The sequence below is a fragment of the Dyella sp. CR10 genome (genome assembly GCF_055814425.1).
In genome coordinates this window covers 4,528,561-4,551,384 of the sequence record NZ_CP185986.1, presented here as the reverse complement: position 1 = coordinate 4,551,384, position 22,824 = coordinate 4,528,561, and the positions used below count along the sequence as shown (strand labels likewise).

The 22,824-nt window shown below is 64.2% G+C and carries 9 protein-coding genes and 1 riboswitch; of the genes, 6 read left to right on the top strand and 3 right to left on the bottom strand.

What is annotated here, in order from left to right:
• Positions 1–124: 124 nt before the first annotated feature.
• Positions 125–3,280, bottom strand: a complete 3,156-nt coding sequence (locus ACNR9O_RS20475; protein WP_473685325.1) for an efflux RND transporter permease subunit — start codon at positions 3,278–3,280, stop codon at positions 125–127.
• A 143-nt stretch (positions 3,281–3,423) separates the two neighbouring features.
• Entirely contained in the window at positions 3,424–5,304 is a 1,881-nt protein-coding gene (gene btuB / locus ACNR9O_RS20470) for a TonB-dependent vitamin B12 receptor (RefSeq protein ID WP_473685327.1), read from the bottom strand.
• A 136-nt stretch (positions 5,305–5,440) separates the two neighbouring features.
• Positions 5,441–5,661, bottom strand: a riboswitch (cobalamin riboswitch).
• 395 nt (positions 5,662–6,056) lie between these two features.
• Here btuB and ACNR9O_RS20465 point away from each other — a divergent pair.
• From ACNR9O_RS20465 to ACNR9O_RS20450, 4 genes are all read left to right on the top strand, one after another.
• On the top strand, positions 6,057–9,068 hold the full coding sequence (locus ACNR9O_RS20465; RefSeq protein WP_473685329.1) for a TonB-dependent receptor: 3,012 nt from the start codon (positions 6,057–6,059) through the stop codon (positions 9,066–9,068).
• 432 nt (positions 9,069–9,500) lie between these two features.
• The gene (locus ACNR9O_RS20460; protein WP_473685330.1) at positions 9,501–12,509 is read left to right on the top strand and encodes a TonB-dependent receptor; all 3,009 of its coding nucleotides are present in this window, start codon (positions 9,501–9,503) and stop codon (positions 12,507–12,509) included.
• A 465-nt stretch (positions 12,510–12,974) separates the two neighbouring features.
• Positions 12,975–16,004 carry a TonB-dependent receptor gene (locus ACNR9O_RS20455; RefSeq protein WP_473685332.1) on the top strand — a complete coding sequence of 1,010 codons (3,030 nt, stop codon included), beginning with the start codon at positions 12,975–12,977 and terminating at the stop codon, positions 16,002–16,004.
• Positions 16,005–16,410: 406 nt separating this feature from the next.
• On the top strand, positions 16,411–19,431 hold the full coding sequence (locus tag ACNR9O_RS20450) for a TonB-dependent receptor (protein ID WP_473685334.1): 3,021 nt from the start codon (positions 16,411–16,413) through the stop codon (positions 19,429–19,431).
• A 77-nt stretch (positions 19,432–19,508) separates the two neighbouring features.
• Here ACNR9O_RS20450 and ACNR9O_RS20445 read toward each other — a convergent pair whose 3' ends face one another.
• Complete coding sequence (locus tag ACNR9O_RS20445) at positions 19,509–20,261, bottom strand: GntR family transcriptional regulator (RefSeq protein WP_167253761.1); 753 nt, start codon at positions 20,259–20,261, stop codon at positions 19,509–19,511.
• Between the two features lie 218 nt (positions 20,262–20,479).
• On the opposite strand from ACNR9O_RS20445, the gene zwf reads away from it, so the two are divergent.
• Together zwf and pgl are read left to right on the top strand one after the other, a co-directional pair.
• The gene (gene zwf / locus ACNR9O_RS20440; RefSeq protein WP_473685337.1) at positions 20,480–21,949 is read left to right on the top strand and encodes a glucose-6-phosphate dehydrogenase; all 1,470 of its coding nucleotides are present in this window, start codon (positions 20,480–20,482) and stop codon (positions 21,947–21,949) included.
• Between the two features lie 102 nt (positions 21,950–22,051).
• Positions 22,052–22,765, top strand: a complete 714-nt coding sequence (gene pgl / locus ACNR9O_RS20435) for a 6-phosphogluconolactonase (RefSeq protein ID WP_473685339.1) — start codon at positions 22,052–22,054, stop codon at positions 22,763–22,765.
• The last annotated feature ends 59 nt before the right edge of the window (positions 22,766–22,824 follow it).

The window sequence follows — 22,824 nt, the reverse complement described above, 5'->3', positions numbered from 1 at the left end:
GGAAGGCGCCGGGGGCAGGATCAATCATATCGGCTATATGCCCATGGCCGGAGGCATGGCGGATGTGCCTTTAGTCCGGCCGTGTCGAAAGGCAGGGGGAGCAGAACTCTCCGCGGGCAGGTTGTTACGCCGCTTGCCCTGCCGCCTTGAGCGAACGCTTGGCCTCACGCCGCGCACGCCGCGCCGCCTTGCGCTCCTTGCGGTCGTGGTTCCACAGGTAGATCGCCGGCGTGCTCAAGAGCGTGAGCAGCTGCGAAACGAGGAGACCGCCCACGATCGCCACGCCCAGCGGCTGGCGCGTTTCCGCGCCGATGCCGAAGCCGATCGCCAGCGGCAGGGCCGCGCCGATCGCCACCAGCGTGGTCATGGTGATCGGCCGGAAGCGCACCAGCGCCGCCTCGCGGATCGCCTCCGGCGCAGGCAAGCCGTGCTCGCGCTGGCGCACCAGGGCGAAATCGACCATCAGGATGGCATTCTTCTTCACGATGCCGATCAGCATCAGGATCGCGATCACGCCGATCAGCGACATCGGCGTGTGCGTCACCAGCATCGCCAGGAACGCGCCCGCGCCGGCGGCCGGCAGCGTGGAGAGAATGGTCAGCGGCTGACCCAGGCTCTCGTACAGGATGCCCAGCACGATGTACATCGCGAAGATCGAGCCGATCAGCAGCAGCAGGGAGTTGTCCTGGCTTTCCTGCAGTTGCTGGTTCTCGCCGGTGTAGCCGATCTTCACGCCGGGCGGCAGCCGCGCCTCGGCGACCAGCTGGTCGATCAGCTGCATGCCCTTGTCGCGTGGGAAATCCTGCGGCAAGTTGTAGTAGACCTGCACCGATTCGAGCTGGTTGTAGTGATTGACGATGGACGGCGTCACGTTCGGCTCGATCTTGGCGACCGCCGACAGTGGCACCATGCCGCCGCGGGTATTGCGTACGTAGGTGTTGAGCAGGGTGTCGGGGGTAAGCGTGTGCTCGGCGCTGGAGGTCAGCACCACCCAGTACTGGTTGATGTCCGAATAGATGATCGACACCTGGTTCTGGCCGAAGGCGTTGTACAGCGCGGTATCCACCGCGCCCATGCTCACGTTGACGCGGCTGGCCGCCTGGCGGTCCACCTTCAGCATCTGCTGCTTGTCGATGTTGTCGTAGTCGCTGCTGACGTCGCGGAACGGCGGACGGTCCTTCATCAGCCGGGTGACTTTGTAGACCCACGGCTGCAAGTCGATGGTGCTGGCGCTGACCAGCTGGAAGCTCTCGGCGCCCTGCCCGCCGCCACCGCCGCCGCCATTGAAGAAGCTCAACGAACTGAGCGAGACCTGCACATCCGGGAGCAGCTCGTACTGCTTGCGCAGGCGTTCGACCACTTTGTCGATATGCTCCGGGCGCTCGCCGGGGCCATCGCCCTTGGGCTTGAGGTCGACGTACATCACCGATTGGTTGCCCACCGCACCGCCGGCATTGTCGGCGCCGAGGAAGGTGGTCACGTCGAGCACGGCCGGGTCCTTCAGCATGACCTCGGCCGCCTTTTGCGCGCGCACCGCCATCAGCGTGGGCGAGATATTGGTGTCGGCGCGGACCATGGCGCGGATCAGGCCGATGTCTTCCTTGGGCATGAAGTTGAAGCCCGCGGTCTTCACCACTGCCATCGCCAGCCCGATAGTGGCCACCAGCAGGATCAGCGGCTGCCAGCGCATCAGGCGGCGATGGTGCATGGCCCAGTCCAGCGCGCGCTCGTAGGTGCGTTGCATGCCGCGGTCGAAACGCTCGACTGCACGCTCGATCCGGCCCGGTTCGCGCCGCGCGCTATCTTGCCTGAGCATCCAGCCGCATAGCGCCGGCGTCACGGTGAGCGAGATCACCGCCGAGATCACCACCGCCGACGTCAGCGTCACGGAGAACTCGCGCATGATCACGGTGAACTGGCTGTTGCCGAACAACAGCGGCACGAACACCGCCACCAGCGACAGCGTGATCGAGACCACGGTGAAGCCGATCTCGCGCACGCCCAGCAGCGATGCCGGCAAGGCCTGCTCGCCGTGCTCCATGTGGCGCACGATGTTCTCGATCACCACGATGGCGTCGTCGACCACGAAGCCGATGCACAGCACCAGCGCCACCAGCGACAACGTGTTGAGCGTGTAGCCGAGTGACCACATCACCACGAAGGCGCCGGCCAGCGACAGCGGCACGCTGATCATGGCGATCAGCATCGGCCGTACCCGGCGCAGGAACACCAGCATCACCACCGCTACGAGCAGGATGCTCAGCAGCAGGGCGATCTCCACTTCGTGCAGGGCCGAGCGGGTGGTCTGGGTAAGGTCGAAGATCGGGGTGATCTTGAGGTCGGCCGGCAGCCACGAGCGCATTTCCGGCAGCTTGGCGCGCACCGCGTCGGCGGTGGCCACGGCGTTGGCTTCCGGCCGCTTGCTCACGCGGATGGTCACCGAGCGCGAACCGTTGAACCAGGCTGCCTGGTATTCGTCCTGCTGGCCGCTGTAGACCTTCGCCACGTCGGACAGACGCACCGGCGTGCCGTTCTTCACCGAGATCAGCAGCTGGCCGAACTCCTCCGGGTCGTGCAGGGCATCGGTAGCGGTGACCGTCATCTGGGTCACGCCATCGCTCAGCGTGCCCTGCGGCGAGGTGACGTTGGCTGCGCGCAGCGCGTTGCGCACATCGTTGCCGGACAGTCCCATCGCCGCCAGCTGCGCATTGTTGAGCTCGACGCGCACCGCCTTCGGCCGGCCGCCCATGATGCGCACCTGAGCCACGCCCGGCACCTGCGACAGGACCGGCTTGATGAGCGTGTCGGCCATGTCGAACAGCTTGTCCGGCGTCTGCGTGCTGGAGGTCATCGACAGCAGCAGCACCGGCATTTGCGAGTTGTTGAATTTGAAGTAGCGCGGCGGGATGGTCATGCTCGACGGCAGGTCCACCTGGGCGGCGTTGATCGCCGCCTGTACGTCGCGCGCCAGCTTGTCGGTCGACTTGCCCGGTTCGAACAGCAGGACCACCGAGGTCGAGCCGTCGTTGCTCTCCGAACTCATCTCCTTGATGCCCGGGATCCGGCCCAGGTGGCGCTCCAGCGGAGCGGCCACGGTGGACGCCATGGTCTGTGCGCTCGCGCCCGGGACTTCGGCATAGACCGACATGCCGGGGAACTCCAGCGCCGGCAGCGCCGCCACGCCGATCAGGATGTAGGTCCAGAGGCCGGCCAGCGCCAAGCCCAGGGCGAGCAGCGAAGTGCCCACCGGACGGCGGATCATTGGAGCGAAGATGTTCACGTGTTCCCCGGGCGGCGCCTCCTGCGGCGCTCCGGGCGGGACTTTATGCCGGGGACGGGCTGCTTGGGATGTGCCTGAAGTTCGGCCCGCGTCCAGGCCGCAGGTCGGGACGAGCCGACGCTCGCCCCGACCCGTGCCAGGCATTAGTGCGACGGGCTGTAGCGCACCGTCAGATAGGCCGTGCGGCCCAGCTGGTTGTAGAAGCGCACGGTTTCGTAGCGGTGATCGAACACATTGGCCACGCGTGCCTGCAGGCTCCAGCCCGGCTGGAAGTTCCAGCTGGCGCGCAGGTCCACGGTGGCGTAGCCGCCCAGGCGCTGCAGGTTGGCCGCGTCGTCGTAGCGGTAGCCCTCGCTATTGACCGTGCCGCCGACGCTGAAGGCGCCCAGGTCGCGGTCCAGGTCGACGCGGGCGATGCGCTCCGGGCGGCGCGCCAGCAGGTTGCCGTGGTTGGGGTCGTCCTCGCCGCGGTTTTCCGGCTTCTGGAAGGTCAGGTAGCCGCGCACGTGCCAACCGTCCACGTCGGCGCCCAACTGGCCCTCGATCCCGCGGATACGCGCCTTGCTGACGTTGACGGGCACGAAGTTGGCGTCGTAGCCGATGAGGTCGTCGACCTTGGTCTGGTAGGCATTGATCGCCCAGTTCCATGCGCCGGGGCGCGCCGACAGCCCAATCTCCGCCGTGCGCGACTTCTCCGGCTTGAGGTCCGGGTTCGCGGTGGGGAAGCCGAAGAACGGCGGGAAGTACAGGTCGTTGAAGGTCGGCGCGTGGAACGCGCTGCCGTACGAAGCGGTGAGCTTCATGCCGTTGGCGAACCGGTAGCCGTAGGCAGCGGCGCCGGTGTCGTGGTTGCCGAACTGCTGGTTGTGGTCGTGGCGCGCCGACAGCTGCACTTCGTGCGAGCCGAACTGGCCCTGGTACAGCGCGAACACGCCGGTGTTGTTGCGCTTGGTGCGCAGGAAATCGGTGTCGCTCTGCACGCGTTCCTGCTGGTAATCCACGCCGGCGCTCAGCAGCTGGCCCGGCGCAAGCGTCACATCGTTCTGCCAGGACGCCTGGTTGCGACGCGAATACAGATTGCCTACGCGCAGCATGTCGGCGCCCAGGGCGGCGTTGTCGAGGTAATTGTCGGCGCGGTCGAGGTTCTGGCCGGCGCTCAGGCTCATCTTCCAGGCGTCCAGCACGGCGAAGCGCAGGTTCGCGCCGGCCACCTGCTGCGAGCGACGGGTGTAGTTCTGGAAGGAGCCGTCGTACTCGATGTCGCCCTTGCTCTTGAGCAAGCTGGCGGACAGTTCGGTGCCGTCGTCCCAGCGATAGCCGCCGCTGAGCGCGCCGTTATAGGTGCGATAGCCGTCGGCGTCCGGCTCGTTGACGAAGCACCCGCCCACGCCGGCCGCCGCGGCGCGGCAGGCATTGATGCCGCGCGTGTACTGGCCGCCCACGCTGGCGTTGAACCACGCGTTGCGCGAACCGCCGGACAGGCCGAACTGACCGTCGGCCAGGCGATGGCTGCCCACGCCCAGGGTCACGGAAGGCGTCAGGGCCTCACCGGGCTGGCCGTGGCGGGTGAAGATCTGGATCACGCCGCCGATCGCGTCGGAGCCGTACAGGCTGGAGCGCGGGCCGCGCACGATCTCGATGCGCTCGATCTGTTCGACCGGCAGCTGCTCGAACGCCGGGATGCCGGCACCCACGGTGCCGATGCGCACGCCGTCCACTAGCACCAGCGTGTGCGAAGAGTTGGTGCCGCGCATGAACAGCGACGTCTGCTGTCCCAGGCCGCCGGCGTTGGCGAAAGCCACGCCCGGCAGGCCCGCCAGCAGGTCTTGCACGGATTGCGGCTGCAGTCGTTCGATGTCGTCGCGCGTGAGCACCGTGACCGGCGCCAGCGTTTCGTCGATCGGCATCGCGGTGCGGGTGGCGGTCACCACCACGGTCGGCAGCTGCCCGGCCTGATTCTGGTCGGCGGCATGCGCCACCGCGACGCAGGACAGCAGGGCGGTGGCGAGCAGGGTCTTCTTCATGTGTCGCATTTCCTTGCGCCGCGCCTCTCGCACGGCTCATCGGTTCGTGAGCTGGCGCAACGTAAGCGAAGGAAGGAAAGGAACGACGGCAGGCGAACGAGCGCCGACACGTGGTCCGACCTCGCCCTCCGCGAGTCGCCAGTTGGAAATCCGGGCCGGTCTCCGGGCTCGCGAGTGCGCGTCGCCGCGCTCCGCAGTGGCCTTCCCATGCCCTTGGGCACAGTGGCTTCGTCACCGCGGCAAATTGCTCGCTTACCGTTGCGGGGGCAGCGCCGGCCTGACCCCGAGGGGCGCACCGGCTTCCCGTTTCATCCCTTCGGCCGACGGCTTGGGGACACCCGAACGAACGCAACTTTAACGGAGGGCCTCGTCGGCTGGCAATGTGGCCAACGGGTGATGTCGCGCGTTTGGACATCTATACGGCCAAACAAAGGTTCCATCGAGTGCGGCCGGCGGGGTGTTCGCGCAAGCTTCGTGCAGGCTTGCCGTCAGCCCGACGAAGGAATCGCAAGTTCTTGTTTTTAAAAAAGATGTAAGCCTCGCGCAAGAGTAAAAATTTTGTTGACGCGCGTCGCAGACGCCTCGTAAGGTCAGGCCCGGATCGCGCAAGTTCGCGCGTCGTCCACGAGGCATGGGGACGCCTTTGGGATCGGTCAAAGAACCGGTGGCGACGGCGAATGACTTGTTCCGCGATTCAACTTTCGGGCGTTCGCGCCTATCGGCCGTCAGGCCTTTCTGGGGAGATAGTTAAAGTGACCAATTTCCGACTCTTGGGTCGGGCGCCGCTGTGGCGCCAGACCGCGCTGGCGACTGCTCTGAGTTTGAGTCTGGCGGGCGTCGCCCTGGCCCAGTCCAACGCATCGGGCACTGTTTTTGGCCATGTGGACAGCGCCGCCGGTGGCAGCGTTCGCCTTGAAAACATCGACACGGGGCAGAGCCGTGATATCGCAGTCGATCAGTCCGGCCGCTACCGCGCCGCGTCGCTGCCGGTAGGCCGTTACAAGGTCAGCCTGATGAAGGACGGCAAGGTCGTGGACAGCCGCGACAACGTGGCCGTGCAGGTCGGTACTGGTACCGACGTTTCCTTTGCCGCTGCTGCAGCGGCGGCTGATGCCGCCAAGAACCTGGAAGGCGTGTCCGTGGTGGCCAGTGCGCTGCCGGCGATCGACGTGTCGTCGGTCGATTCGCGCACCGTGCTGACCTCCGAGACGCTGCAGAAGGTGCCGGTGGCGCGCAACATCACCGCCGCCGCGCTGCTGGCACCGGGCACGGTGCAGGGTGACTCGCGTTACGGCAACGTGGCCTCGTTCGGCGGCGCCTCGGCGGCCGAGAACCAGTACTACGTCAACGGTTTCGCCGTGACCAATTCGCTGACCGGCATCGGCATGGCCCAGCTGCCGTTCGACGCGATCGACCAGCAGCAGGTACTGACCGGCGGCTACGGCGCCGAGTACGGCCGCTCCACCGGTGGCGTGGTCAACATCGTGACCAAGCGCGGTACCAATCAGTGGAAGGCCGGCGCAGAAGTGCTGTGGATTCCCAGCGGCACGATGGCCGCGCCGCGCAACATCGTGCAGCCGTACGACAACACGACCTACCAGTACCGCAACAAGAACAAGTACTGGTCGACCGAATACGGCGCCTACATCAGCGGTCCGCTGGTCAAGGACAAGCTGTTCTTCTACCTGACCGGTGACTTCATCAAGCGCGACGGCCGCACCGTCGCCGGCGGCCCGGATGCCAAGGGTAACGCTACGGTCAACGAGAGCGATGCCAAGACCACCCGCTGGCTGGCCAAGTTCGACTGGAACATCACGGATAACCACGTGGTGGAGCTGACGGCGTTCCAGGACAAGACCAACGAAACCGACGACGTCAATTACTACAACTACGCTACGCACACGGCCAATGCCAAGCTGGGCACGCTGTCGATGAAGAACTACGACGGCGGCGCCGGCGCCACGCCGGGCGGCGATTTCTACATCGGCAAGTACACCGGCTACATCACCGATGACCTGACCATCACCGGCCTGTACGGCGAAAGCCGCGCCCGCCATACCCAGGTTGCCGATTGGGCCAACGGCCAGCCGTGCCCGCTGGTCAATGGCTCGTATCGCACCGCCACCGGTCAACGCCTGAACCCGCCGAACTGCTATCTGGTCGGCACGCTGCTGGGCCCCGGTGCAATCGACAAGACCAAGGGCGGTCGCCTGGACGTGGAGTACCGCATTGCCGGTCACGATATCCGCGTCGGTATCGACAACCAGACGCTGAAGTCCTTCTCGGGCCAGCAGTACGAAGGCGACAATCGCTACACCTATCGCGTGGCTCCCGCCAGCGGAAAGATCGCCAGCCGCGGCATCCAGTTCCCGGCCGGCACGCTGAACTACGTGGACCACCGCGTGTTCGAGACCGGCGCCAACGTCAAGGTGGAGCAGGAAGCGCAGTACATCGAAGACCACTGGCAGATCTCGGATCGCTGGCTGGGCTACATCGGCCTGCGCAACGAGCAGTTCAGCAACTTCAACGGTGACGGCGAAGCCTACGCACGCCAGCGCCATCAGCTGGCGCCGCGCCTGGGCCTGAGCTGGGACGTGTATGGCGACTCGTCGCTGAAGCTCTACGCCAATGCCGGCCGCTACCACCTCGCGGTGCCGAGCAATGTCGCGATCCGCGGCGCCTCCGCCTCGCTGTACAGCAGCCAGTACGGCACTTTCACCGGCATCGACCCGGTGACCGGTAAGCCGATCGGCTTCACCCCATACGGTCCGACCGTCTACCTCAACAAGGAGAACGGCACCACGCCGGATCCGCGCACGGTGGCGGCCAAGGGCCTGGGTGCGTACTACCAGGACGAGTTCATCGTCGGCTTCGACAAGAAGCTCGCCGAGGACTGGACCTTCGGCGGCAAGGTGATCTACCGCAAGCTGCGCAACATCATCGACGACATGTGCGATAGCCGTCCGTTCTACGCGTATGCGAAGGCGAACAACATCGACATGACGAATGCGGTGGTGAACGGTTGCTACCTGTTCAATCCGGGCAAGAGCAACAACTTCCTGGTCGATACGACCGGCAAGGGCAACTTCCAGGAGTTCAAGCTGAGCAAGGCCGACCTGCAGTTCCCGGATCTCAAGCGCAAGTACATCGCGCTGGACATGTACGTGGAACACCAGTTCAGCCAGCAGTGGTACGGCAAGCTGGAGTACGTGCTGTCGCACAACTTCGGCAACTCCGAAGGCATGCTGAAGTCGGACATCGGTCAGCGCGACCCGTCGGTCACGCAGGACTGGGATGCACCCGAGCTGATGCGCGGCGCCAATGGTCCGCTGCCGAACGACCGTCGCCATCAGATCAAGGCCTACGGCTGGTATCAGATGAACCCGGATTGGCTGTTCGGCGCCAATGTGGCGATCAACTCCGGCCGTCCGAAGAACTGCATCGGCGTGCTGCCGGGCGACCCGATCCAGTACGGCGAAGCGTATTTCTACTGCGACGGCCAGATCGCGCCGCGCGGTTCGCGTGGCCGCACGCCGTGGACCTACCAGCTCGACCTGAGCGCGCAGTGGTCGCCGGCGTGGGCCAATCACCAGCTGGCCTTCACGCTGGATGCGTTCAACGTGTTCAACAGCCAGCGTGTGACGAGCCGCGTGGATGGTGGCGAGACCGACGTCGGCGTAACCGACCCGGCCTACAACCGTCCGATCAGCTTCCAGCAGCCGCGGTACTTCCGCCTGGGCGCGCGTTACGACTTCTCGCTGTAAGCAAAAGCCATAAGCGCCGGGATAACTATTCCGGCGCCATCGGATAGGCCGCCGAGTAACATCGGCGGCCTTTTTCTTTTTTCAGGCGTTCGATGAGGCGATTGCATCGTTTGGCCATCTATCCATCCACCGACGACTTCTGTCGCTGGGTGGATCGCAAGAGATTTCGTCAATCAGCGGCAAATCGTAAGTTCTTGTTGCATATACATTTGTAAGCCTCCCGTAAGGAGTAAAATTTTTGTTGACGGGTGTCGCTTTCCAACCGTAAGGTCCAGCGCGGATCGCGTAAGCGGCGCGTCAGCTACGGAAGGACACGGGGGTGTTCTTTCGACGATCGAGAGTCGATGACGGATGGCTGCTCCGCTTGCCGGTTCCATTTGGGCGCTTGCGCCTATTCGGCCTCAAGGCCATTTCTTTTCGGGGAGAACCAAAGTGACCAACATCCGACTCTTGGGTCGAGCGCCGCTGTGGCGCCAGACCGCACTCGCGACTGCCTTGAGCCTGAGCCTCGCCGGCGTGGCCATGGCCCAGTCCAACGCCTCGGGCACGATCTTCGGCCGAGCTGATGCCTCGGGTGCCACCGTGCACCTGGAGAACCTCGACACCGGACAGACCCGCGACATCTCTGTCGACCAGTCCGGCCGTTACCGTGCGGCATCGCTGCCGGTCGGTCGCTACAAGGTCAGCCTGATGAAGGATGGCGCGGTCGTGGATAGCCGCGACAACGTCACCGTGCAAGTCGGTACAGGTACCGACGTGTCTTTCTCTGCCGCCGCTGCTTCGGCGGGCGCCGCGAAGAACCTGGAAGGCGTGTCCGTGGTGGCCAGCGCGCTGCCGGCGATCGACGTGTCGTCGGTCGATTCGCGCACCGTGCTGACCTCCGAAACGCTGCAGAAGGTGCCGGTGGCGCGCAACATCACCGCCGCTGCGCTGCTGGCACCGGGCACGGTGCAGGGTGACTCGCGTTACGGCAACGTAGCCTCGTTCGGCGGCGCTTCGGCGGCCGAGAACCAGTACTACGTCAACGGTTTCGCCGTGACCAATTCGCTGACCGGCATCGGCATGGCCCAGCTGCCGTTCGACGCGATCGACCAGCAGCAGGTACTGACCGGCGGCTACGGCGCCGAGTACGGCCGCTCCACCGGTGGCGTGGTCAACATCGTGACCAAGCGCGGCACCAACCAGTGGAAGGCTGGCGTGGAAGCGCTGTGGACTCCGAACGGCCTGATGGCTTCGCCGCGCAACATCGTGCAGCCGTACGACAACACGCTTTACCAGTACCGCAACAAGGATAAGTCCTGGACGACCGAATACGGCGCGTACATCAGCGGTCCGCTGATCAAGGACAAGCTGTTCATGTATGCCACCGGCGACTTCACCAAGCGCGACGGCCGGCTCACCGCGGGCGGACCGGACGCCAACGGCAACACGACGACGAACCAGTACGACACCAAGACGTCGCGTTGGTTGACCAAGATCGACTGGAACATCACCGACAACCACGTGCTCGAACTCACCGCCTTCGGTGACAAGACGAACGAGAGCGACGTCATCAGCCGTTTCAATAACGTCTCGACCGCCACCAGCGCCAAGCTCGGTACGATCGATCTGAAGAACTACGACGGCGGCGCCGGCGCTATTCCGGGCGGTGACTACTACATCGGCAAGTACACCGGCTACATCACCGATGATCTGACGGTGACCGCCCTGTACGGCAAGAGCCGTTCCCGCCATGTACAGGATCCGGTGTCCATCAGCGGCCAAGCCTGCCCGATCGCCAACGGCCATTATCAGCTTCCCGACGGTCAGGTGGTCGGTCCGCCGTCCTGCTATCTGATCGGCAATTTGCTGGCGGCTGGCGCGATCGACAAGACGGATGGTCTGCGTCTCGATGTGGAATATCGCATCGCCGGCCACGATATCCGCGCCGGTATCGACAACCAGACGCTCAAGTCGTACTCCGGTACCTCATACGAGGGCAACCAACGCTACACCTACCACGTGGCACCGGATAACGGTGTTATCGATAGCCGTGGCATCCAGTTCCCGGCTGGCACGCTCAGCTACGTCGACTACCGCGTGTTCCAGGCCGCAGCGAACGTGAAGGTGGAGCAGCAAGCGCAGTTCATCGAAGACCACTGGCAGATCAGCGACCGCTGGCTGGCCTATCTGGGCCTGCGTAATGAGCAGTTCAGCAACTACAACGGCGCCGGGCAGGCTTATGCCCGCCAGCGCAACCAGCTGGCACCGCGCCTGGGTGTGACCTGGGACGTGTACGGCGATTCCTCGCTGAAGCTCTATGCCAACGCGGGCCGCTACCATCTGGCCGTGCCAGCTAACGTGGCCATCCGCGGCGCGTCGGCTTCGCTGTACAGCAGCCAGTACGGCACCTTCACCGGTATCGACCCGGTGACCGGTGCGCCGATCGGCTTCCAGGCCTATGGCCCCACGGTCTATCTCAACAACGCCAACAACGTCACGCCGGATCCGCGCACCGTCGCGGCCAAAGGACTCGGCGCTTATTACCAGGATGAGTTCATCGTCGGCTTCGACAAGAAGCTCGCCGAGGATTGGACCTTCGGCAGCAAGGTGATCTACCGCAATCTGCGCAACATCATTGACGACATGTGCGATACCCGTCCGTTCTACACGTACGCGACGGCTCACAACATCGATATGACCAATGCCGTGCTCAACGGCTGCTACCTGTTCAATCCGGGCAAGAGCAACAACTTCCTGGTCGATGTCACTGGCAATGGCAACTTCCAGGAATTCAAGCTGAGCAAGGCCGACCTGAAGTTCCCAGATCTGAAGCGCAAGTACCTCGCGCTGGATACGTACATCGAGCACCAGTTCAACCAGCAGTGGTACGGCAAGCTCGAATACGTGCTGTCGCATAACTTCGGTAACTCCGAAGGCATGCTGAAGTCGGACATCGGCCAGCTTGATCCGTCTACCACGCAGGACTGGGACGCCCCGGAGCTGATGTATGGCGCCAACGGCCCGCTGCCGAACGATCGTCGCCATCAGATCAAGGCCTACGGCTGGTACCAAATGAACCCGGATTGGCTGTTCGGCGCCAATGTGGCGATCACCTCCGGTCGTCCGAAGAACTGCATCGGTGTGATGCCGGGCGATCCGATCCAATACGGTGAGGCGTATTTCTACTGCGACGGCAAGATCGCGCCGCGTGGTTCGCGTGGTCGCACGCCGTGGACCTATCAGCTCGACCTGAGTGCGCAGTGGTCGCCTTCCTGGGCCAACCACCAGCTGGCCTTCACGGCGGACGTGTTCAACGTGTTCAACAGCCAGCGCGTGACCAGCCGCGTGGATGGTGGCGAGACCGACGTCGGCGTAACCGACCCGGCCTACAACCGTCCGCTGAGCTTCCAGCAGCCGCGGTACTTCCGCCTGGGCGCGCGCTACGACTTCTCGCTGTAAAAACAAGACAAGAAAGCGCCAGGCGCAGACCTGTCGCGATCTCCCTGCTAGGCCGCCGGACAACTCCGGCGGCCTCTTTTTTGGGGCAATCGTGGCGTCCGGGCGAACCGGTGCTCACCTCTAAGCCTTTGGCGGCCATTGTTCGGCTGATGCGACAAAGCGCGTGAACCTGCGATTTTTGGATATCCAATCGCGTCCGTGCGACAGCTTTGCGAAGGCTACGAAACAGCCTCGCGCAAGCTCGCATTTTGCTGCCTAAGTTATTGCTGCAACTGATGTAATTAGGGTGGCTGCGGATCGTAAAAACTTTGTTGACTGAGTCCGTGCGAGGCGCTTATGTTCGGCCGCGCTTCGCTGGAACTTGCGGTTTCAAACCAGGCTTGGGGAAGCCTTCCGCGTTCTTGCGATCCGCGATTCGGCGCATCGCGCCTGTCGGCCTGAAAGGCCATTTTGGGGAGAACGCAGATGATCAAGTTCCAGGATGCTGGTCGGGCGTCGCTGTGGCGGCGTACCGCTCTTGCCGTGGCATTGAGCACGAGTCTTGCCGGGGTGGTCCAAGCTCAGTCGAACGCTTCGGGCACCATTTTCGGCCGCGCCGACGAGGCGGGCGCCATGGTTCATATCGAGAACGTCGATACCGGTTTGAGCCGCGATATCGCTCTGGATTCGAGCGGCCGCTATCGCGCCGCGTCGCTGCCGGTTGGCCGCTATCGAGTGAGCTTGGTGAAGGACGGCAAGACGGTCACCTCGCGCGACAACGTGCAGGTGGTGGTGAGCACGGGTACCGAGATCTCCTTCACCGCGGCGACCGCGGCGACGGGTGCCAAGAACCTCGAGGGCATCCAGGTCGTTGCCAACGCGCTTCCGGCGATCGACGTATCGTCGGTGGACTCGCGCACCGTGCTGACCTCCGAGCAGCTGCAGAAGCTGCCGATTCTCAACAACGTCAATGCGGCCGCCCTGCTGGCGCCTGGCACCACGGGCGGCGATAGCCGCTATGGCAATTCCATTTCCATGGGCGGCGCTTCTGCCGCAGAGAACCAGTACTACATCAATGGTTTTCCGGTCACCAATCCGCTGACCGGTCTGGGCTTCACCAGCCTGCCGTTCGACGCGATCGACCAGGAGCAGGTGTTTACCGGCGGCTACGGCGCCGAGTACGGCCGCTCCACCGGCGGCGTGGTCAACATCATCACCAAGCGCGGTACCAATCAGTGGAAGGCCGGCGCCGAAGTGCTGTGGAGTCCGGCCAAGCTCGCCGCTACCCAGCGCTACATCTACTACCCGGTAGGCAGTGGTCGCAGTACTGACGGCAAAGTGTTGTTCCGTCCGAACGACAAGCTCACTCAGACTCAAGTCGGCGCGTACATCGGCGGCCCGCTGATCAAGGACAAGCTTTTCTTCTACGGCACGGGCGAGTTCACCAACAACACCGGACGCGTGCAGTACGGCACCAACAACGGTACCAACGGCAACAGCACCAAGACCACCGACGACAGCAACAAAATCACACGCTGGATGATGAAGGTCGACTGGAATATTACCGACAGCCACATCCTTGAATTCACCGGCCTCGGCGAAGACTCCATCCAGGACACGGTGATCTACAACTACAACTACAACACAGGTCTGCAGGGAACCCTCAAGGGTACCGAGCATCAGAAGAACCAGGGCACCGCCAACTCGACGCCCGGCGGCCAGGTCTATGTCGGCAAGTACACGGGCTACATCACCGACAGTCTCACCATTAATGCGTTGTACGGCCGCAGTACGGCGGATCATGTCGACAATGTGGTCGGAGCCGCCGGCGTGGTGTGTCCCAACATCACCGACAGCCGGAGCCGCCCGAGCCGCACCAGCTGCGCACCGGTAGGCGGAAATCTGCGGGTACCGGGTGCGAACGACAAGACGCACGCCTGGCGTTTCGACATCGAGTATCACCTGGGCTCGCATACACTGCGTGGTGGTCTGGATAACCAGACGCTGGAGTCGTTCTCCGGCCTGGCGACTCAGGGCGGTGCGCTCTGGACCTATTACGATGCGAGCGGCAATTTCTCCACCGTTCCTGGCATGCATATCCCGCCCGGCGCGACCGAAGTTGCCCAGCGCACCATCTTCAGCGCTGCAGGCAACGTGAAGGTGGAGCAGCAGGCGCAGTTCATCGAGGATCGGTGGCAGATTTCCGATCGCTGGATGGCGCAGATCGGCCTGCGCAACGAGCAGTTCAAGAACTTCAACACCGATGGCGTGGTGTTCCTGAAGCAGCGCCACCAGCTGGCGCCGCGCCTGGGCGTGACCTGGGATGTCAACGGCGATTCCAGCTTCAAGATCTACGCCAACGCCGGCCGCTTCCATCTGGCCGTGCCGTCCAACGTCGCCATCCGCGGCGCCGGTCCGCAGCGCTTCGAGAACCAGTACTTCGTGTACAGCGGCGTCGATCCGGTGACCAATGCGCCGATCAATCCCACGCCGATCAGCTCAGTGTTCTTCGCCAACGGTGCGAACGGCCAGGCGCCCAATCCGGTAACGCTGGCCAAGAAGGGCATCAGCGCCTATTACCAGGACGAGTACATTCTGGGCTTCGACAAGGAGATCGCGCCGAACTGGACCGTCGGCGCCAAGGGCATCTATCGCAACCTGAAGAGCATCATCGACGACTTCTGCGATGCCCGTCCGTTCCTTGCGCACGAAGCCAAGGCCGGCACGCCGATCACTAATCCCGCCTTCACCAACTGGGAAACCGACGGCGCGCCTTGCCTCCTGTTCAATCCGGGCAAGGGCGGTACCTTCACCGTCGACCACGACGGCAACGGCACGCTCAAGAACATCACGCTGACGAAGGAAGAGCTCGGCTTCCCGGACCTGAAGCGCAAATACCTCGCGTTGAATCTGTACCTGGAGCACCAGTTCGACCAGAAGTGGTACGCCAAGGTGGAGTACGTGTGGTCGCACAACTTCGGCAACTCCGAAGGTCTGCTGCTGTCGGATATCGGCCAGCAGGATCCCTCGGTGACCCAAGCCTGGGACTTCCCGGAACTGATGTACGGCTCCAGCGGCAACCTGCCGAACGATCGCCGCCACCAGTTGAAGGCTTATGGTTTCTACCAGATCACGCCGGAGTGGCTGGTGGGCAGCAGCCTGCTGGTAGCTTCGGGCCGCCCGAAGAACTGTCAGGGCATCTATCCCACCGATCCCTACCAGTACGGCTCTTCGTACTTCTACTGCAACGGCCAGACCGCTCCGCGCGGCAGCCAGGGCAACATGCCGTGGTCGTACGTGCTGAACCTGAGCGGTGAATGGCGTCCGGCCTGGGCAGACCACAAGCTGGCGTTCTCGATGGACATCTTCAATGTGTTCAATCAGCAGAAGGCGCAGAACCGCATCGAGACTTACCAGCTCAACAGCGGCGCAAGAAGCGGCACTTACGGCCGCATCCTGAGCTACACCGCACCACGCACAGTGCGCTTCGGCGCCCGCTACGACTTCTCGCTATAAGCAGGCAGAACGAGCGCCGGGCCACCCGGCGCGGATCTCCCCTGTAGCCGCCGGATACCTTCCGGCGGCATTTTTTTATTCGATGGCTTCGCGCAAGGTCACGTTAAGCATTGATTCACGTTTTTTCTTGCCGGGCGATTTTGCGAATTCCGCATGAAATCATGAGCTTGGGGCGACGCTCAAGTAGCGCTCCAGCCTAAGAAAAAGTCTTAAGTTTTTGTTGACTCCCCTTCGGACCCCCTTCTAAGGTCGGCAAGCGACCCGCGAGAAGTTGCGAAGCGCGCCGGGCGAGGGGTCGCCCGCCGCTTGTTGCGGACCTGCTTTGAGAACGGTCTGCCGCGATTTCCCGCAGCGCTTTTAGGGCGACTTTTCGCCCGTCCTTTTGGAATTTTCGGGGAGATCCACCATGCAGACGTACCGTCCATCCCGTTACGCGGCGACCTGCCGTCGTACCGCCCTGGCCATCGCCCTGGGCATGAGCTTCGCCGGCACGGCGCTGGCGCAGTCCAACGCCTCGGGCGTGATCTTTGGCCGTACCGCCGAAGCCGGCAGCACCATCCATATCGAGAACCTGGACACCGGTTTCGCCCGCGACATCGCAGTGGACGCCGACGGCCGCTACCGCGCCGGCTCGCTGCCGGTGGGCCGCTACAAAGTGACCGTGCAGAAAGACGGCAAGACGCTGGAAAGCCGCGACAACGTACAGGTCGCGCTGGGCAGCGGCGTGGACGTTTCATTCGCCGGCGGCGCCTCCGCAACCGGCGCCCAGACGCTGGAAGGCATCCAGGTGGTCGGCAATGCGCTGCCGGCGATCGACGTGTCGTCGGTCGACTCGCGCACCGTGCTGACCTCCGAGCAGCTGCAGAAGCTGCCGCTGGCGCGCAACGTCACGGCGGCCGCGCTGCTGGCGCCGGGTGTGGTGTCGGGCGACTCGCGTTACGGCAACGTGGCTTCGTTCGGCGGTTCGTCGGCGTCGGAGAACCAGTACTACATCAACGGCTATGCCGTAACCAATGCGCTCACCGGCCTGGGCTTCACCAGCCTGCCGTATGACGCGATCGACCAGCAGCAGATCTACACCGGCGGCTATGGCGCCGAGTACGGCCGCTCCACAGGCGGCGTGATCAACGTGGTAACTAAGCGTGGCGGCAACACCTGGAAGGGCGGCGTGGGCATGTACGTGATCCCGCAGTACTTCCGCGATTCCCCGCGCAGCATCTATCGCACCAACGGCACGCTGTACCAATACCGCGGCGACAACAAATTTTCGTCGATGCAGTACACCGGCTACGTCAGCGGTCCTCTGATCAAAGACAAGCTGTTCTTGTACGCAGCCGGTGATTTCACCAAGTCCTCGGGCCACACCGTGCTGCCGGTCACCACGCCGCAGAAGACCAACGAAGACAGCAAGGCCACCAAGTGGCTGGCCAAGATTGACTGGAACATCACCGATAACCACCTGCTCGAACTGACCGGGCTGTCCGACAAGACCAGCACCACCAAGCAGGTCTACGCCTACGACTACAAGTCGTTCCAGGCGACAAATTTCCTCGGCACGGACAAGACCAAGAACTTCGATTCTGGACCGGGCTCGCAGCCGGGTGGCGACGTGTACATCGGCAAATACACCGGCTACATCACCGACAACCTGACCGTGAACGCGCTGTACGGCCGCAGCAAGACCGAACACGTGCGCGATCTGTCGTACGCCTCCAACCCGAACTGCCCGTGGGTTCTCGACAACCGCAATGACGTCGCCAATCCGATCGTCGGCTGCGGTCTGGTCAACGGCACCGTGCTCGGCAAGGGCGCGCAGGACAAGACGCACGGCTGGCGCCTGGACGTGGAATATCGCCTCGGCTCGCATGACCTGCGCGCGGGCGTGGACAACCAGACGCTGGAATCGCGCGCGGGCAACATCTACGAAGGCGGCTACCGCTGGGTGTACCGCGATGCAGGTCCGGTGACCGGTCGTCCCGACGTGGTGCCGCCGCCGGGCACGACCTCGTGGGTCGAAAAGCGTTTGTTCCAGACCGGCGCCAACGTCAAGGTGGAGCAGGAAGCGCAGTTCATCGAAGACCGCTGGCAGGCCACCGATCGCTGGCTGGTCTATCTGGGCCTGCGCAACGAGCAGTTCAAGAACCTCAACGGCGCCGGCCAGGTGTACGTCAAGCAGCGCCATCAGCTCGCGCCGCGCCTGGGCGTCACTTGGGACGTGTTCGGTGATTCGAGCTTCAAGGTGTATGCCAACGCGGGCCGTTACCACCTGGCGATTCCGTCCAACGTGGCGATCCGCGGCGCATCGGCATCCAACTACTACAGCGAGTACTACACCTTCACCGGCGTGGCGCCGAACGGCGAACCCACCGGCCTTACCCAGATCGGTTCGCGCGGCTACCTCAACGGCGAGGACGGCACCACGCCCGATACGCGCAGCGTCGCGGCGCAGAAGATCAAGGCCTATTACCAGGACGAGTACATCCTCGGCTTCGACAAGGCGATCAACGACAGCTGGAGCTTCGGCGCCAAGGCCACCCTGCGCAAGCTGAAGAGCTCAATCGACGACTTCTGCGATTCTCGCCCGTTCGAGAAGTACGCCGCGCGCAACAACATCGATATCAGCAACGCGCGCATCGCAGGCTGCTACCTGTTCAATCCGGGCGAGTCGAACACCTTCCTGGTGGACACCACCGGCCAGGGCAACTTCGTGCCGTTCAAGCTGACCAAGGAAGATTTCACCACGCCGGCGCCGGGCAACGTGCCGTTCCCCGACCTGAAGCGCAAGTACTACTCGCTGGATCTGTACCTGGAGCACCAGTTCAACCAGCAGTGGTACGGTCGCGTGGATTACACCTTCTCGCGCAGCTACGGCAACTCGGAAGGCCAGCTGAAGTCCGATATCGGCCAGCTCGATCCGTCAGTGACGCAGGACTGGGATGCGCCAGAAATCATGCAGTTCACCAACGGTCCGCTGCCCAACGACCGTACGCACCAGCTGAAGGCGTACGGCTACTTCCAGGCGACCAAGGAATGGCTGTTCGGTGCCAACCTCGCGGTGGCCTCCGGCCGTCCGAAGAACTGCATCGGCTTCGATCCGGTCGACGCGATCCATTACGACGCCTCCTACTTCGAGTGCAACTTCAAGCCCAGCCCGCGCGGCTCCAAGGGTCGTCTGCCCTGGACCTGGTCGCTGGACTTGAATGCCGAGTACCGGCCGATGTGGGCAGGCTCGAACCAGCCGCTGGCTTTCACCGCCAACGTGTTCAACCTGTTCTCCAAGCAGAAGGAACTGGCGGTGATCGAAGTGGGCGAGAGCTCGCTAGACGACGCCGGCAAGCCGGTGCGCAGCGTGAACTACCTGCGTCCGGTGGCGTTCCAGTCGCCGCGCTACTTTCAGTTCGGCGTGCGCTACGACTTCTCCATGTAAATCCCTCGGCGCCGGCTCGTCCGGCGCCTCTTCCCCGTGGGCCGTCCATCGATTCGACGGCCCCTTTTTTTGCGGCGTCAGTCCGTGTGCAGTTCCGCCACGAAGTCGTAGATATCGCCGCGATACCACGACACGGTGAACTCCACTACGCGCCCGTCATCGAGGAAGCTGCGCCGCTCGATATTGAGTCCCGCACTTCCGGTGGGCACATGCAACAGGCGCGCCTGCTGTGCGCCGAGCGATACCGCGCGCAGGCGCTGCAGCGCACGGCGCGGCCGGCAGCCGAGGCTTTCCAGCACCTCATAGAGCGAGTCGTGCACGATCAGCGGATCGGGCAGCACGCTCGCAGGCACCACGGTGCGCTCGATGGCCAACGGCTCCTCGCGCGCATAGCGCACGCGATGCAGGCGAGCCACCTGCACGCCGGGCGACAGGTTCATCGCCATGGATTCTTCAGGTGTCACTTCGCCGATGCCACGCTCGAAGAACTCCGAACGCGGATTGAGGCCGCGCGCACGCAAATCTTCGGTGAAGCTGGTGAGGCGCGACATCGGCTTGATGATGCGCTCGGCCACGAAGGTGCCGGCGCCATGACGCTGGGTCAGGATGCCTTCCTCGACCAGGCCGGCAATGGCCTTGCGCACGGTGACGCGCGAAAGGCTCAGTGCGCGCGACAGGTCGCGCTCGCTGGGTAGCGCCTGTCCGGGTTCAATATCGCGGTGTTCCACCACATTGCGGATCGCACGGCGCAGCCGCAGATAAGCCAGCGGCTGATGGGTGGCCGCGTCGCGGCTCAGGCGGAAGTATTCGTTGACCAGGGCGGTTTCCATGCGATCAACATACCAATGACCATACCAATTCTACAAGCGCGCGTTGAAACCGGGCCTTGCGAGGGTTACCAGTTGCCCTCTTTTGAGGTGACAAACGTCGGCCGGCGGCGGTTCCGGCGAAGTGGTGTTGTCTGGTATTTGACTGGTACGTTAGGATGTACCGAACGGGTCGGATAAATCCCCGGCCCCCGACCACGCCATACCCCGAGGTGATCGAAGTGACGGCTTCTGCTCCCCTGGTCGACGCGTTCGACCTGGTGATTTTCGGCGGCACGGGTGACCTTGCCTTGCGCAAGCTGCTGCCCGCCCTGTTCCATCGCTTCCTCGACGGCCAGATCCCGGCTGGAAGCCGCATCATCGGCATCGCCCGCGAGGGGCTCGACGACGACGGCTATCGCGGCAACATCCGCAAGGCGCTGCTCGAAGCCGGCGGCGATAAAGGCAAGATCGATGCCTTCCTGCAGCAGGTCGCCTACCGCCCGCTCGACGCGCGCAAGGACGAAGGCTGGGACGCGTTCGCCGCGCTGATCGGCGAACAGCCCGAACACGTGCGCGTGTTCTATCTGTCGACCTCGCCGGAACTGTTCGTCGACATCTGCGACCGCCTGGGCCAGTACGGGCTCAATCGCGGCAAGTCGCGCGTCGTGCTGGAAAAGCCGATCGGCCGCGACCTGGCCAGCGCCAACCAGATCAACGACGCGGTCGGCCGCGTCTTCGACGAATCGCAGACCTATCGCATCGACCATTACCTCGGCAAGGAAACGGTGCAGAACCTGCTGGCGCTGCGCTTCGGCAACGCCTTGTTCGAGCCGCTGTGGAACGCCGACCACATCGATCACGTGCAGATCACCGTGGCCGAGACCCTGGGCGTCGGCGGTCGCGGGGCGTACTACGATCGTGCCGGCGCGCTGCGCGACATGGTGCAGAACCACATCCTGCAGCTGTTGTGCATGGTGGCAATGGAGCCGCCGTCGTCGCTGTCACCGGATGCGGTGCGCGACGAGAAGCTCAAGGTGCTGCGTTCGCTCAAGCCGATCGACGAATCCAATGCCGCACAATTCACCGTGCGCGGCCAGTACCGCGCCGGCGCCGCCGAAGGGCAGAGCGTGCCGGGCTACCTCGACGAACTCGGTGGCGGCACCAAGTCCAATACCGAAAGCTTCGTCGCGCTGAAGACCGAGATCGAAAACTGGCGCTGGGCCGGCGTGCCGTTCTATCTGCGCACCGGCAAGCGTCTGCCGGAGCGGGTGTCCGAAATCGTCGTGGTGTTCAAGTCGGTGCCGCATTCGATCTTCGATCCGTCGGCCGGCCCGCTCACGCAGAACCGCCTGGTGCTGCGCCTGCAGCCGGATGAAGGCGTGAAGCTGTGGCTGACCATCAAGCACCCCGGTCCCGGTGGCCTGCGCCTGCGCCACGTGCCGCTGGACATGAGTTTCGCCGAGGCCTTCGGCGTGCAGCAGCCGGATGCGTACGAGCGCCTGTTGCTGGACGTGGTGCGCGGCAATCCGACGCTGTTCATGCGTCGTGACGAGGTCGAGGCGGCCTGGCGCTGGGCCGGCCCGATCCTCGATGCCTGGGGCGCCAGCGGCGAGCCGCCGCGTCCGTACACCGCCGGCACCTGGGGACCGAGCGCAGCCGTCGCGCTGATCGAGCGCGATGGCCGCACCTGGAACGAGGACAGCGAGTAAGCCTCTCACAGCGACGGCAAACCGCCGCTTCACCGTCGCATTGCACGCGCGCGCCTACACTCGACCATTCCCCCGAGCCGCAGATTTCTTTCTCCCACCGCCATGTCCGACCACGCCGACGTCACCACGCACAGCTTCACCGATTGCCACGCGCTCGCCCGCGCCTTGGCCGAGCGCGTCGCCGAGCGCCTGCGCGAGGGCATCGCGCGACGCGGCCAGGCGCTGCTGGCCGTATCCGGGGGCAGCACGCCCGTGCATTTCTTCCGTCAGCTGTCGCGCGCGGAGCTGGATTGGCCGAAAGTGCAGGTGGTGCTGGTGGACGAGCGCTGGGTGCCGGAAAGCCACGAGCGGTCCAACGCGCGCATGGTGAAGGCCGAATTGCTGCAGCATGCGGCCGCCGATGCGCAATTCGTGCCGTTCTATATGGATGCGCCGACGCCCGAGGCGGGCATGGCCGCGGTGCGTGCGCGGATGGCGGCGTTGCCTTATCCGTTCGACGCGGTGGTGCTGGGTATGGGCACGGACGGGCACACGGCCTCGTTCTTCCCTGGCGGCGACCGCCTCGCCGAAGCGCTGGACCTCAGCGGCAGCGCCCGCGTGCTGCCGATGCGCGCGGCCGGCGCGGGCGAGCCGCGCATCACCTTCACCCTGCCTGCCCTGCTCGATACGCAGTCGCTGTATCTGCATATCGAGGGCGAGCCCAAGCGCCAGCTGCTGGCGGACGCACGGCTCGGCCTGGGCGCGGGCAAGGACTATCCGGTACGCAGTGTGCTGACCCAGGCGCGCGTGCCGGTTGCCGTGTACTGGTGCCCCTGAGCACCGGACGCCAGGAGCGGGGGACGGGCGACCCTCAACGCCCGTTTCCCGCTTCTCCC

Bases quoted from the DNA above. Each gene is read 5' to 3' on its own strand.
- btuB (WP_473685327.1), bottom strand. From the start codon at position 5,304: ATGAAGAAGACCCTGCTCGCCACCGCCCTGCTGTCCTGCGTCGCGGTG.
- ACNR9O_RS20455 (WP_473685332.1), top strand. From the start codon at position 12,975: ATGATCAAGTTCCAGGATGCTGGTCGGGCGTCGCTGTGGCGGCGTACC.
- ACNR9O_RS20450 (WP_473685334.1), top strand. From the start codon at position 16,411: ATGCAGACGTACCGTCCATCCCGTTACGCGGCGACCTGCCGTCGTACC.
- ACNR9O_RS20445 (WP_167253761.1), bottom strand. From the start codon at position 20,261: ATGGAAACCGCCCTGGTCAACGAATACTTCCGCCTGAGCCGCGACGCG.
- pgl (WP_473685339.1), top strand. From the start codon at position 22,052: ATGTCCGACCACGCCGACGTCACCACGCACAGCTTCACCGATTGCCAC.